Below are 12,520 nucleotides of genomic sequence, written 5' to 3'. Positions count from 1 at the left end.
GCCGTGATCTTCGGCGGACCCGCCTTCGCGACCTACCGAGCCATGGCGAAGCGGCTCACGAAGCGCCTCCCCGGCCTGGAGCCGGCGAGTCCGGCGCCCGGCGTGGCGACCGGGGAGTTCGTGAAGATCCGCGACTCCTCGGTCCACGGCCAGGGCCGGACCGTCTGACGGGCGGGCGGGCGGCCGGGCCCGGCTAACGGCCGAGCCGGGCGAACCTCCTCACCGCCAGGGGGAAGAACACCGCGACGATCGCCAGCGGCCAGAGGACGGCCAGGAGCCCGGCGTGCTCGGCGGCCCAGGAGCCGGTCGCGCCGCCGGGGTTGCCGAACAGCTCCCGTACGGCGGTGGCCGTCGCGGACATCGGGTTCCACTCGACGGCCGCGCCCAGCCAGGCCGGCATCGACTCGGGGGCGGCGAAGACGTTGGAGAGGAAGCCGACCGGCCAGACCAGGATCTGGACCGCCGAGACCATCTCCGGCCGCCCCGCCACCATGGCGAGGTGGATGCCGACCCAGAGCATCGCGAACCGCAGCAGGAGCAGCAGCCCCATCGCGGCCAGGGCGGCGTCCGGGCCGTGGTGCCAGCGCCAGCCGACCGCGTACCCGACGCCGGTCATCACCGCGAGCGCGGCGACCGACTGGAGCATGTCCGCCGCGCTGCGGCCGACCAGCACCGCCCCCGGGACCATCGGCATCGAGCGGAAGCGGTCGATGACCCCCTTGCCGAGGTCCTGGGTGACCGCGAGCATCGTGCTCTCCAGGCCGAAGGCCATCGTCAGGGCGAGCATCCCGGGGACCAGGTACTCGGTGGGGTCGCCGTCCACGCCCCGGCCGCCGCCGACCAGATAGGTGAACATCAGGAGCAGCATCACCGGGAAGACCAGGTTGACCAGGACCGCGACGGGCTGCCGGGCCCAGTGCGCCAGTTCCCGGCGGGTCATCGTCCAGGAGTCGGCCAGCGCCCAGCCGATCCGCGAGGAGGCGCCGCCCGCCCCGGGGGCCGCCGTCGTCGTCGCGCTCATGCCGCCGCCTCCGCCCGGTCCGTACGGTCTCGGGCGCTCCGGTCCGCACCGTGTTCCTCGCCGGGCCGCCCGGTCAGGGCCAGGAACACCTCGTCCAGGGTCGGGCGGCGTACCGCGATGTCCTCCGCCTCGACGCCCCCCTCCTCCAGCACCCGTACCGTCCGGGTCAGGGCCGCCATCCGGTCCGGGGCGGGCGCACTGATCAGGCGCCGGTCGGGGTCGAGCACCAGGCCGTCGCCGCCGAGCAGCGCGGCGGCCTCCGCCAGCCGGGCCGCGTCGCGCAGGACGACGTCGATCCGGTCGCCGCCGACGTGGGCCTTCAGCTGGTCGGGGGTGCCCTCGGCGACCGCCCGGCCGTCGTCGATCACGGAGATCCGGTCGGCCAACTGGTCCGCCTCCTCCAGGTACTGCGTGGTCAACAGCACCGTGGTGCCGCCGCCGACCAGGGACCGCACCGCCTCCCACACCTCGGTCCGGCCCCGCGGGTCGAGGCCGGTCGTGGGCTCGTCCAGGAACAGCACCTCCGGGTCGGTGATCAGCGACGCTGCCAGGTCGAGCCGCCTGCGCATGCCGCCGCTGTACCGCTGGACCGCCTTGCTCCCGGTGTCGGCGAGGCCGAACCGCTCCAGCAGCTCGTCCGCCCGGCTGCCCGCCCGGCGTGCGCCCAGGTGGAACAGGCGTCCGAACATCTCCAGGTTCTGCCGCCCGCCCAGCTTCTCGTCGAGCGCCGCGTGCTGCCCGAGCAGCCCGATCCTGCGCCGCACCTCCCCCGCCCGCTCGCGGACGTCGAGACCGGCCACGGTCACCCGGCCCGCGTCGTGGCGCAGCAGGGTCGACATGATCCGTACGGCGGTGGTCTTCCCCGCCCCGTTGGGGCCCAGCACCCCGTGGACGGTGCCGGCGCCGACGGCCAGGTCCAGTCCGTCCAGGGCGCGCTTCTCCCCGTACCGCTTGCGCACGCCGTCCATGACGATCGCCTCGGTCACGATCCCCCACCTTCCGCGGCCTTCGCCACCCTCATAGTCAAACTTGACTAGCAGCTCGAAGATAACCACCGGGGCCCTATTAGTCAAACTTGATCAGTCGTCGTCCCCGGGGTCCCGGACCCCGGTCGCGTAAGGGTTCTCCTGACCGTCGGCGAGCACCCCGACGAACGGGTCGCCCTCCCCGGCGAAGGTGTACGCCCCGCCCTCGATGCGGGCGATCAGCCCCCGGGTCCACTCCGCGCCCGCGTCGGCCGAGTGCACCCACAGGTTCATGATCTCGCCGATGTGGCCCAGGGATTCGGGGCCCTCTTCCGGCGTGTAGTACTCGGTGACCGCGTTCCGCCACCCCTTCATGGCCTCGACGCGCTCCTTGAGCAGCGCGACCGCCTCCTCGCGGGGGAGGTCCACGATGAACCCGACCGCCGCCGACAGGACGTCCATGTTCTGGTCGTAGGTGCGCAGGGCGTCCCGCAGCAGGCCGCGGTACTCCTCCAGCCCCTCGTCCGTGACCTCGTACTCGGTGCGCGGCGGGCCGCCCACCGTGGAAGGGGCCGTCTCGTGCGCGAGGAGCAGCCCCTGCTTCGCCATCTGCTTCAGGGCGTGGTAGATCGACCCGGGCTTGGCGTTGGACCACTCGTGGGCGCCCCAGTACTCCAGGTCGTTGCGGACCTGGTAGCCGTGCGCGCGGCCGTGCATACGGACGGCGCCGAGGACCAGCAGCCGGATCGCGGACATGGGCACCCATCTTCCTACTCAATTTTGACTAGGGTAGCCCCGTCTGCTTGCGCACGGGCTCCCGGTGTGCCCTCGGGAGTGCGTACGGACCGGTCGGGCCCAGGCCCCCGCGGCGGGTGGCGCGTACGGGAAGCGGGGCGACCGGGTCAGAACGGGAAGATCGAGCGGCCGTGCTGGATCGACATCCACCGCTGCGTGGTGAACGCCTCGACCACGGCCTCGCCGTTCAGCCGCCCCACCCCGGACGTCTTCTCCCCGCCGAACGCCACCAGCGGGTCGTCCTGCACGGTGGAGTCGTTGACGTGGAACATCCCGCTGACGATCCGCTGCGCGAACCTCACCCCGCGCTCCGCGTCCCGGGTGTGCACCGCGCCGCTGAGCCCGTAGGGGCCCTCGTTGACGATCCGTACGGCCTCCTCCTCGCCCTCGAACGTCATCAGCAGGGCCACCGGGCCGAGGATCTCCTGCGTCAGCAGCGGGGAGTCCTCCGCGAGGTCGGTGAGGACGGTCGGGGCGACCACGTTGCCCACGGTCCGGCCCCGTACGAGAGCGGTCGCGCCGTCCGCGACCGCCCGGTCCACCAGGGCGTCCAGCGCGTCGGCGTGGAAGGCGTTGACGACCGGCCCGATCCGGGTCTCCGGATCCCGCGGGTCGCCGGCCTTGAGGGCGGCCACCTCGGCGGTGAACAGCTCGGTGAACTCCGCCGCCACCGACCGGTCCACCAGGATCCGGTTGGCCGCCATGCTGACCTGCCCCTGGTACAGGAAGCGGCTGAAGACGGCGGCCCGGGCCGCGTACGCGACGTCGGCGTCCTCCAGCACCACCAGGGCGCTGTTCCCGCTCAGTTCGAGGATGGTCCGCTTGAAGCCGGCGGCCGCCGCGGCGGCGACGTGCCGGCCGACCCGGTCGGAGCCGGTGAACGAGATCACCTTGGGCACGGGGTGCTCGACGAACGCGTCGCCGATCTCGGCGCTGTCGGTGATCACCACGTTGAGCAGCCCGGCCGGCAGCCCCGCCTCCTCGAAGATCCTCGCTATCAGCCCGCCGCCGACGACCGGTGCGTTCCGGTGGGGTTTCAGGACGACCGCGTTGCCGAGGGCGAGCGCGGGGGCGACGGACTTCATCCCCACCAGGAAGGGGAAGTTGAAGGCGCTGATGATGCCGACGACGCCGACGGGCAGCCGGTAGAGCCGGTTCTCCCGGCCGTCCCCCACGGCGGGCAGCAGCCGCCCGGTGGGCCGCAGCGCCTGGCGGATCGCCTCGCGCAGGAACTCGGCGGCCCCGCGGATCTCGTACCGGGCCCGGGGCCGGGTGCCGCCCAGTTCGTCGGTGATCGCCTCGGCGATCTCGTCCGCCCGGTCGAGGGTGGTGCGCAGGGCCCGTTCGAGGACGGCGCGCCGCTCGTAGGGGTTGACCGCGGCCCACTCCCGCTGCGCGCGTTCGGCGGCCCGGTAGGCGCGGTCGACCTCCAGCGCGGTGGCCACGGTGACGGCGGCGAGTTTCTCACCGTTGTAGGGATTGACATCGATGATGTCCCACGAGCCGCTGCCGGTCAGCCACTCGCCGTCGATGTACTGGTGGGCCAGTTCACGGAAGAAGGACATGCAATCCCTTACTGCAGGCGTTCGCAGACTCCTGATGTGACGTCATCGTAGTGATTTTTCACATCAGTTGGAGCAGTCCGCGCAGAAGATCCCGGCTCTCGTCCGGGCCCGGACTGTCCTCGGTGAGAGCGGCCATCGCCTTTTCGTACTGCGCGACTTCCTCGGCCTTGTCCAGATAGAGCGCACTTGTCAGCTGCTCCAGATAGACGATGTCCGACAGATCGGATTCCGGGAAACGCAGCATCGTGAACGAACCGCTCTCCCCGGCATGTCCGCCATGGCTGAAGGGCATGACCTGGAGGGTGATGTTGGGCCGTTCCGACATATCGATGAGGTGCCTCAACTGGGCGCGCATCACTTCGCGTTCACCGTACGGGCGGCGCAGGGCGGCCTCGTCGAGCACGGCGTGGAACACGGGGGCGCGCTCGGAGACGAGGGCTTTCTGGCGCTCCAGGCGCAGCGCCACCCGGCGGTCGATCTCGGCGGCGGAGGCGCCGCGCATTCCGCGCGAGACGACGGCGTGGGCGTATGCCTCCGTCTGCAACAGGCCGTGCACGAACTGGACTTCGAAGATGCGGATGAGGGAGGCCGCGCCCTCCAGGCCGATGTACGTCTGGAACCAGCCGGGCAGCACGTCTCCATAACTGTGCCACCAGCCCGCCACGTTGGCCTCACGGGCCAGGCCGAGAAGGGAGTCCCGCTCCGCCTCGTCCGCGACTCCGTAGAGCGTGAGCAGGTCTTCGACGTCTCTGGCCTTGAAGCTCACCCGTCCCAACTCCATGCGGCTGATCTTCGATTCGGAGGCCCGGATCGAGTAGCCGGCCGCCTCACGGGTGATACCGCGCGATTCCCGCAGCCTCCTGAGCTGAGAGCCCAGAAGGATGCGCCGCACCACCGATCCACTCGACTCGCCTGCCGACACCGGTCCGGCCCTCCCCTTCGCTCTCCCCTGGCACCCGGAGCCCCCCGGAACCCCGAGTGCCGGATTCTGCCACCAAAACGCTTCACCCCGTACTCATTCGGTTACGGAAATGGGAAGACGTCCGGAAAGCTCCAAAACTGGCCCCGGGAAGAAATGCCCCGCAATCACCACGCTACCGGGCAGGTCCGGCGCGTGCACGTGCATCTGCCCTTGCATCTGCCCTGCGCATTGGGAACGATGGCGATCGCGCACCTGCGTGCTCGTGTTGTGCCGCTGTACCCCCCGCAGTACCGCTACAGGCAGTGCCGCTACAGCCGCGAATCCCGGGAGTGCCTCGTATGGGGACGAATGGATCGACGATGCTCGAGCCGTTACGGCAGGGGCTTCCCCCCACCGACCCCTCGGGGGTTGCCGGATCGGCGTCCTGCGCTCTGCCCGCGCGTTACGAAGCGGTCGGCGGCGCACGGAAGTTCACCCGGTCGACCCTGGAGCGGTGGGAGCTGGGGGACCGTTTCGACGACGTCGCCCTGGTGGTCTCCGAACTCGTCACCAACGCCCTGCGCCACGCGCTGCCCGGCGAATCGTCCCAGGAGTTCACGGACCCGCCGGTGCGGCTGCACCTGATGCGGTGGGCCTCGCGGCTGGTGTGCGCGGTGCGCGACCCCAGCCAGGTGAGCCCGGTGGCGGGCGAGGCCGCGGATTCGGCCGAATCGGGCCGCGGGCTGTTCCTGGTGGAATGCGTCAGCGACAGCTGGGGCTGGTACCGGTCCCCCGTGCCGTTCGGGGAACTGCCTTCGGGGCCGCTGTACGGCAAAGTGGTCTGGGCTCTTTTCCGGCTTCCGGAAAACACGGAACCGGCGCCGTGAATCCCCGGCCCGGCCCCTCGCGGGCCGGGCCGGGCGTCAGGCGCCGGCGGCGAGGTGGTCGAACTCACCGTCCTTGACGCCCAGCAGCAGCGCTTCGATCTCCGCCGGGGTGTAGACGAGGGCGGGCCCGTCGGGGTGACGGGAGTTCCGCATCGCCACATCCCCGCCGGGCAGCCGTGCGAACTCCACGCACGAACCCTGGGAGTTGCTGTGCCTGCTCTTCTGCCAGACGACTCCGCGAAGCTCTGTGGCCGCCATGCCGTTGTACACGTCGTGCACAGGACGCTCCCCGAGATTCAAGGTGCAGGTGTCAACTAGCTCGGATCATAGCTCTGTTCATATGCCAATGCATGAGCAGATGCACGTGCACCACCGGTGTTGTTTCGATTACATACTTTCCGTCACGTCGCCGCCCTCCGGGAAGAGAGACGAACGGCACGCCTATTTCGCTCCCGTTCACCGGAGTTGACCGGTACGAGCCTTGGTAACGTGGCGCGGTCTTTCGTTCGGAAAACACCGAGGGGGAACTCCACGTGACCAGGTCTCTACGCACGGGCGCCATCGTGATCACCGCTCTGGCCGCCTCGTGCGCGCTGACCGCATGCGGCAGTGACGGCGACGGCGACCGGGCGAAGGGCTCCGGGGCGGGTGCCTCGGCGAGCGCGGCCCCGGGCGCCGGGGACGGCCAGGGGGACTCGGGCGGGGCCGTGGACGCCGCCGCACTGGAGGGCACCTGGGTGGGGCTGACGGAGGGCAAGAACGTCACCGTCTCCATCGCCTCCGGCAAGGTCGCCCTCGTCGCCGACCGGTCCGTGTGCCAGGGCGACGTGAAGGAGATGGACGGCGAGCCGATGCTCGCGCTGAAGTGCACGGGCGGCGGGACCGACCGCACGATGGGCGCGATCGAGTCGGTGGACGCCGAGAAGCTGGTCGTCTCGTGGGACGGGGGCGCGAAGGACGCCCTCACCAAGGCCGAGGCGGGCAAGCTGCCGAGCGGTATGCCCTCGCTCCCCGACGTGTCGGGTCTGCCGGAGATCCCCGCGCCGTAGGGCCGCCCCCGGGCCCCGCGCGATCCCGGGCCCCGCGCCGTGAGGCCCGTCCCCTCGCGGCGCCCTCACCGCGCGTTCAGTCCGGGGCGAGGGTGCTGCTGACGCGGGTGGAGCCGCCGCGCTCGTCCAGGGCGCGGGTGAACTCCTCCAGCGCCTCCAGCAGCAGCGCCGCGCCCCAGCGCACCACCGGGTCGCCCATGGGGGTCGTGCCGTCCTCGGTCGGCGTGGGCATGTCCCAGTGGGCCACCGCCTCCACCACCGGCTGCCAGTCGGGCAGCCGCCGCTCCCGTACCGCCTTGGCGGCCTTCTCCGTCGCCCCGCGCAGCGCCTCCGCCAACTGGGCCGCGCCCGGGACGGGGTCGGCCGACCGGGTCGGGAGGTGGGCCTCCAGGACCATCGTGGACCGGCCGAGCTGCGCCAGCGCGTGCTGGGCGTCGGTGGCGGCGGCCCGGGAGATGCCCCGGTGGCGTACGGGTTCGTGCTGGGCGGTCGCCAGCGCCTCCTGCCACGCCACGCGGGCCTCCCGGGTGGCGAGCAGGGCGTCCCGCACGTCCTCGGCGTCCCGGGCGGCGGGGTCCGCGTACCGGTCGACGACCGCAGCCGCGTACCGCCCGTCCGCCACCAGCCACTCGGCCAGCCGGTCGCGCAGCCGCGGGGTCTCCCAGGCCGGGTAGACGGCGTACGAGACCATCGCGAGGAGTCCGCCGACCAGCGTCAGCACGATCCGTTCGGTGACGGTCTGGGACCAGTCGCCCCCGGCCATGCCGAGCAGGAAGACGACGTAGGCGGAGACGCAGACCTGGCCGACCGCGTAGCCGGTGCGCATCAGCAGGTACATCAGCCCGGCGCAGACGACGGCGAGGAGTGCGGAGAGCCGGGCGCCGGGATGCGCCGTCTGCACGATCGCGGTGGCGAGCCCGACCCCGATCAGGGTGCCGCCGAACCGTCCGGCGGCACGGGAGTACGTCTGCGAGAACTCGGGCCGCATCACCATCACGGCGGTCATCGGGGCCCAGTATCCGTGGCCGAGGGGGACGGCCCCGCCGACGAAGTACCCGGAGACGGCGACCACCGCGATCCGGATCGCGTGCCGCAGGATCGGCGAGCCGTGGTGCAGCTCGCGGCGCATGGAGACCAGTACCACCGGCACCAGCTTCAGCAGGGTGGGGCGCTGCCGGGTGTCGGGGGCCAGGTCGGTGGGGATGCCGCTGTCGGTGCCGGTGCCCTCCGCGATCTCCAGGACGTCGTCGAGCAGGGCGGCGAGCCGGTCGGCGGCGCGGCGGGCGGGTCCGACGAGGATCACGTCGTTGTCCGGGGTCTTCAGCACGCCCAGGTCGGTGGCGGAGAGGTGGACCGGTTCGCCGGTCCGGACGGCCCGGGCGGCGGCGTCCAGGACCGATCCGGCCGCGCCCAGCAGCTCGTTCACCCACAGCCGCTCCAGGCCGTCGCCGGGCACCCCCATCGCCGGGTCCGCGAGCGAGGCGAGCACCGGGCGCAGCCGTTCGGCGACGCCCCGGGCCCCGTGCAGTTCGGCGGGGCGGCGGCGGGCCTGGCGCGGGGTGACGGCGGCGGCGCTGCGGGCCGTCATCAGGGGCAGCGGGTCGAAGGGGGCGACCGGGTCGTGGCGCAGCCTGCGGGCGTAGTCGGCCTCGGCGGCCAGGGCGTCGGCGAGCGCGTCGCGCTGCGCACCCCACCTGCGGATCGGGAAGAGGACGATGAGCGCCGCCTGCACCACCCCGCCGACCGCGATCATCCCCGCGTGGGCCGCCGCGTCCACGACCGAGGTGGGCAGGGTGATCGTCACCAGCATGATCGCCACGTTGGACGCGGCGATGATGCCGCCCGTGGGGCCCGCCGCCCAGGCGAGGCCGGCGAGGAAGGTCCAGACGCCGAGCAGGCAGAGGAAGAGCACGATGTGCGCCCCGCTGACGTAGCCGACGAACGTCGAGACGGCGAGGCTCGCACCGGAGACCAGGGCGAGGACGGGGCGCGGCCGCCAGCTGCGCTGGAAGGTGGCGATGGCGGCCTGGAACGCGCCGAACGCGGAGCTGGCCGCGATCTCCGGACCGAACAGCAGGAGGGTGGTGCCGACGACGAGGGCCAGACCGGCCGCACCGCGCAAGGCGATGAGGGGTTCCAGCCTCTGCCGCTCGATCTCCAGCCCCGAGCGGGCGGTCTCCTTCAGCGCCCGGAGCCAGCTCATGGGCCGAGCCTAACCGCAAAATGCGACAAGTCGGCCTTACGCCATGATCTCGCCGTCCCGTCCGCCGGATGGGCCGCCGCCGGAGCCGCCCGTGCGGGCCCGGTCGGCGGCCTCGGTGCCATGGGTCCAGCCGTCCAGGTCCGAGACCCCGCGCAGCCGGGTGGTCGTGGTCCTCGGGAACATCCGCTCGGCGGTGTCGGAGACCGCGACGTCCCGCGCGGCGAGGACGGGGAGCAGCCCGCCGCCGTCCCCGCCGCTCCCGTCCGCGCCGGTGTCCGCCTGTGCCGTGATCCGTTCGGCGTCGGCGGCCAGCCGTCCGCCGAGCCGTTGCGCGTACCCCATCCAGAACGCCTGCCGGAAGGTCTTGGTCCGTTTGCGGCCCGCGGCGCGCTGGCCGGCCTCCGCCCGGGTCATCGCGGTCGTCCCCTGGACCAGGAGGGAGGTGAACAGCAGCTCGACGGCCTCCAGGTCCGGTTCGAAGCCGACGACCGTGGAGAAGCCGAGGTCGTCGTTCCACACGGCCCGGCAGCGGTTGGCGGAGGCGACGGCGTCGAGCAGGACCGCCTTGGCGCTCTCGTACGGGGGCTCCACCCCGATCCGGCAGGCGCCCGGCGTCTCACGGCTCTGCGTCCGGGCGGCGAGCAGGGCCTCGTCGATGGTGTGGCGGGCCATCAGCTCCTGCGCCTTGGTGGTCAGCGCCTCGGCCTCCTCCGGGAAGCCGGTCGCCTCCGCCTTCGCCAGCAGGGCCCGGATGCGGGTGAGCATGCGGGGCTCGTCGGCGGCGGGCGGCCGGTGCAGGTGGTCGGCGGCGGCGCCGGGGAGGGGGCCCACGGGCTCGACGGCGGGCAGCCTCAGCAGCACCCGGTACAGCTCCAGCAGGTCGGCGGCGTAACCGAACCGGTCGGGCCGGTTGCGCGGTACGGGCGCCGGGAGCTCGGCGAGCTGCCGGCGCCAGCGGGGCGGCAGCTCCGCGTACCGGGCGGTCTCGGCGGCGATCAGGGTCGCGGCCAGGGCGGCCCGCCGCTCGTCCAGCTCGCGGCGGACGTACCGGACCAGATCGGCGGGGTGCCAGCCGCGCTCCCACGCCCGGCGGACGAACTCCTCGCCGCGCCGGTGCGCCTCCGCGTCGGCGTCGGGGGCGGCGGCCAGCAGGGACGCTCCGGTGTCGAGGGCGGCGTCGCCCTCCGTGTAGAGGGCCGCCGCGCAGGCCCGGTCGGTCACGGATTCCATCCGGCCAAGGGTAGGCGGCGGCCGGACCCGCCGTCGGGCCGCACCACCGGATCGCGGGAGCGTCGGGCGCGGGGCGGTGGGCGCGGGGTGTCGGGCGCGGGGTGTCGGGCGCGGGGTGTCGGGCGCGGGGCGTTGTCAGTGGGGGGTGCCAGACTCGCACCCATGACCGAACGGTGGGCGGTGGCGGCCGTCGACGGGGGCGGGGCGCTGCTCGCGCCGCTGGCGCGGGACGGCACGCCCGCCGGCCCCGTCGTCGCCGAGCCCGACCTGGTCGAGGCGGTGCGCTCCCGCCCCGAGGTGGTGCGGTGGGTGTGGCGCTCGACCGCCGAGATCTACCCCCGGCTGCTGGCCGCCGGGGTCCGGGTCGAGCGGTGCTACGACGTCGAGTGCGCCGAGCTGCTGCTGCTCGGGCACGCCGGGCGGCTCGGCGAGCCCCGGTCCGCCGCCGCCGCGCTGGCTCGGCTGGACGACGCGCCGGTACCGCCGGACCCGCCCGCGCGGTCCGCCGAACCGGGCGCGCAGTCCTCCCTCTTCGAGCCTCCGCCGGGGGCCGGGGTGCCGTTCGACGGGCTTCTGCGGGTCTACGCGGACCAGGTGCGCCGGCACGACGCGGCGGAGCACCCGGACCGGATGCGGCTGCTGACCGCGTCGGAGTCGGCGGGCATGCTGGTGGCCGCCGAGATGCACCGCGCCGGGCTGCCGTGGCGCGCCGACGTGCACCGGGAGGTGCTGGACGGGCTGCTGGGCGAGCGGTACGCGGGCGGCGGCGAGCCCCGCAGGCTGGCGGAGCTGGCGGACGAGGTCTCGGCGGCCTTCGGCAGGAGGGTCCGCCCCGACCTGCCCGCCGACGTGGTGAAGGCGTTCGCGCAGGCCGGGGTGGCGGTGAAGTCGACCCGCCGGTGGGAGCTGGCGGAGCTGGACCATCCGGCGGTCGAGCCGCTGATCGCGTACAAGAAGCTGTACCGGATCTGGACCGCGCACGGCTGGTCCTGGCTCCAGGACTGGGTGCGCGACGGCCGGTTCCGCCCGGAGTACCAGCCGGGCGGCACGGTCAGCGGCCGCTGGACGACCAACGGCGGCGGGGCCCTCCAGATCCCCAAGGTGATCCGGCAGGCCGTCGTCGCGGACGAGGGGTGGCGGCTCGTCGTCGCCGACGCCGACCAGATGGAGCCCCGGGTGCTGGCGGCGATCTCCCGCGACCCGGGGCTGATGGAGGTGGCCGGTCATGACGGCGACCTCTACAAGGCCCTCTCCGACCGGGCGTTCTCCGGCGACCGGCAGCAGGCCAAGCTCGCGCTGCTCGGGGCGGTCTACGGCCAGACCTCCGGGGACGGGCTGAAGAACCTGGCCGCGCTGCGCCGCCGCTTCCCGCTGGCCGTCGCGTACGTGGACGACGCGGCGCGGGCGGGCGAGGAGGGGCGCACCGTGCGGACCTGGCTGGGCCGCACCAGCCCGCCGGTCGTCTCGCCGGGCCAGGACGAGGAGGCGGGCATCCCCCAGGAGGAGCCCGGGGGCTCCGGGGACGCCGGGGGCCGCGGGGCCGGGCCGGCGGGCGGTACGGCACGGGCGCGGGGGCGCTTCACCCGTAACTTCGTGGTGCAGGGCAGTGCGGCCGACTGGGCGCTGCTGCTCCTGGCCGCCCTGCGCCGGTCGCTCCACGAGCAGGGGCTGCGGGCCCGGTTGGTGTTCTTCCAGCACGACGAGGTGATCGTGCACTGCCCGGCCGAGGAGAGCCCCGCCGTCGTCGAGGCGATCCGCGCGGCGGGGGAGCTGGCCGGGCGGACCGCCTTCGGGCGGACACCGGTGCGGTTCCCCTTCACGACGGCGGTGGTGGAGCGGTACGCCGACGCGAAGTGAACAGGCGTCCGCCCGGTGCGCTCGGGAGCACACGGGAAGCGCCCCGT

The 12,520-nt window shown here is 73.3% G+C and carries 12 protein-coding genes; 4 read left to right on the top strand and 8 right to left on the bottom strand.

All coding sequences use genetic code 11. The features are described 5' to 3' along the window. The first annotated feature begins 3 nt into the window (after window positions 1-3). Window positions 4-168: a hypothetical protein gene (locus ACH4K1_RS20025; RefSeq protein ID WP_398090625.1), complete on the top strand. Its 165-nt coding sequence runs from the start codon at window positions 4-6 to the stop codon at window positions 166-168. A 25-nt stretch (window positions 169-193) separates the two neighbouring features. On the opposite strand, the gene ACH4K1_RS20020 is transcribed toward ACH4K1_RS20025, so the two are convergent. From ACH4K1_RS20020 to ACH4K1_RS20000, 5 genes are all read right to left on the bottom strand, one after another. Beyond that, on the bottom strand, window positions 194-1,021 hold the full coding sequence (locus tag ACH4K1_RS20020; RefSeq protein WP_398090624.1) for an ABC transporter permease: 828 nt from the start codon (window positions 1,019-1,021) through the stop codon (window positions 194-196). Beyond that, the gene (locus ACH4K1_RS20015) at window positions 1,018-2,007 is read right to left on the bottom strand and encodes an ATP-binding cassette domain-containing protein (protein ID WP_398090623.1); all 990 of its coding nucleotides are present in this window, start codon (window positions 2,005-2,007) and stop codon (window positions 1,018-1,020) included. The genes ACH4K1_RS20020 and ACH4K1_RS20015 overlap by 4 nt, the downstream gene beginning before the upstream one ends. A 93-nt stretch (window positions 2,008-2,100) precedes the next feature. Next, window positions 2,101-2,742 (bottom strand): PadR family transcriptional regulator, encoded by a 642-nt coding sequence (locus ACH4K1_RS20010; RefSeq protein WP_228993045.1) that lies wholly within the window; start codon window positions 2,740-2,742, stop codon window positions 2,101-2,103. Window positions 2,743-2,888: 146 nt separating this feature from the next. Then, window positions 2,889-4,346, bottom strand: a complete 1,458-nt coding sequence (locus tag ACH4K1_RS20005; RefSeq protein ID WP_398090622.1) for an aldehyde dehydrogenase family protein — start codon at window positions 4,344-4,346, stop codon at window positions 2,889-2,891. Between the two features lie 58 nt (window positions 4,347-4,404). Next, window positions 4,405-5,268, bottom strand: a complete 864-nt coding sequence (locus tag ACH4K1_RS20000; protein ID WP_228993047.1) for a helix-turn-helix transcriptional regulator — start codon at window positions 5,266-5,268, stop codon at window positions 4,405-4,407. 359 nt (window positions 5,269-5,627) lie between these two features. Here ACH4K1_RS20000 and ACH4K1_RS19995 point away from each other — a divergent pair, with 359 nt between their 5' ends. Continuing rightward, window positions 5,628-6,134 (top strand): ATP-binding protein, encoded by a 507-nt coding sequence (locus ACH4K1_RS19995; RefSeq protein ID WP_073771154.1) that lies wholly within the window; start codon window positions 5,628-5,630, stop codon window positions 6,132-6,134. Between the two features lie 36 nt (window positions 6,135-6,170). Here ACH4K1_RS19995 and ACH4K1_RS19990 read toward each other — a convergent pair whose 3' ends face one another. After that, a complete protein-coding gene (locus tag ACH4K1_RS19990) occupies window positions 6,171-6,413 on the bottom strand; it encodes a DUF397 domain-containing protein (RefSeq protein ID WP_030114590.1) in 243 nt (80 codons plus the stop codon). 254 nt (window positions 6,414-6,667) lie between these two features. Between ACH4K1_RS19990 and ACH4K1_RS19985 the strand changes: the two genes are divergently transcribed. Further along, window positions 6,668-7,183: a hypothetical protein gene (locus tag ACH4K1_RS19985; RefSeq protein WP_398090621.1), complete on the top strand. Its 516-nt coding sequence runs from the start codon at window positions 6,668-6,670 to the stop codon at window positions 7,181-7,183. A gap of 76 nt (window positions 7,184-7,259) precedes the next feature. On the opposite strand, the gene ACH4K1_RS19980 is transcribed toward ACH4K1_RS19985, so the two are convergent. Continuing rightward, entirely contained in the window at window positions 7,260-9,386 is a 2,127-nt protein-coding gene (locus ACH4K1_RS19980; RefSeq protein ID WP_398090620.1) for an FUSC family protein, read from the bottom strand. Window positions 9,387-9,422: 36 nt separating this feature from the next. Continuing rightward, on the bottom strand, window positions 9,423-10,616 hold the full coding sequence (locus ACH4K1_RS19975; protein WP_398090619.1) for a DUF2786 domain-containing protein: 1,194 nt from the start codon (window positions 10,614-10,616) through the stop codon (window positions 9,423-9,425). Between the two features lie 162 nt (window positions 10,617-10,778). On the opposite strand from ACH4K1_RS19975, the gene ACH4K1_RS19970 reads away from it, so the two are divergent. Next, window positions 10,779-12,473, top strand: a complete 1,695-nt coding sequence (locus ACH4K1_RS19970) for a bifunctional 3'-5' exonuclease/DNA polymerase (RefSeq protein WP_398090618.1) — start codon at window positions 10,779-10,781, stop codon at window positions 12,471-12,473. Window positions 12,474-12,520: the final 47 nt, after the last annotated feature.

It is taken from the genome of Streptomyces sp. NPDC017448, from assembly GCF_044330565.1.
Taxonomy (GTDB): Bacteria; Actinomycetota; Actinomycetes; order Streptomycetales; family Streptomycetaceae; genus Streptomyces.
Note: the sequence above shows the minus strand (reverse complement) of the source record. Positions and strands in the feature narration are given on the sequence as shown.

What these genes read in the sequence shown, in the direction of transcription:
- ACH4K1_RS20020 (WP_398090624.1), bottom strand. Translation starts at nt 1,021, where the DNA reads ATGAGCGCGACGACGACGGCGGCCCCCGGGGCGGGCGGCGCCTCCTCG.
- ACH4K1_RS20010 (WP_228993045.1), bottom strand. Translation starts at nt 2,742, where the DNA reads ATGTCCGCGATCCGGCTGCTGGTCCTCGGCGCCGTCCGTATGCACGGC.
- ACH4K1_RS20005 (WP_398090622.1), bottom strand. Translation starts at nt 4,346, where the DNA reads ATGTCCTTCTTCCGTGAACTGGCCCACCAGTACATCGACGGCGAGTGG.
- ACH4K1_RS19995 (WP_073771154.1), top strand. Translation starts at nt 5,628, where the DNA reads ATGCTCGAGCCGTTACGGCAGGGGCTTCCCCCCACCGACCCCTCGGGG.
- ACH4K1_RS19980 (WP_398090620.1), bottom strand. Translation starts at nt 9,386, where the DNA reads ATGAGCTGGCTCCGGGCGCTGAAGGAGACCGCCCGCTCGGGGCTGGAG.
- ACH4K1_RS19975 (WP_398090619.1), bottom strand. Translation starts at nt 10,616, where the DNA reads ATGGAATCCGTGACCGACCGGGCCTGCGCGGCGGCCCTCTACACGGAG.
- ACH4K1_RS19970 (WP_398090618.1), top strand. Translation starts at nt 10,779, where the DNA reads ATGACCGAACGGTGGGCGGTGGCGGCCGTCGACGGGGGCGGGGCGCTG.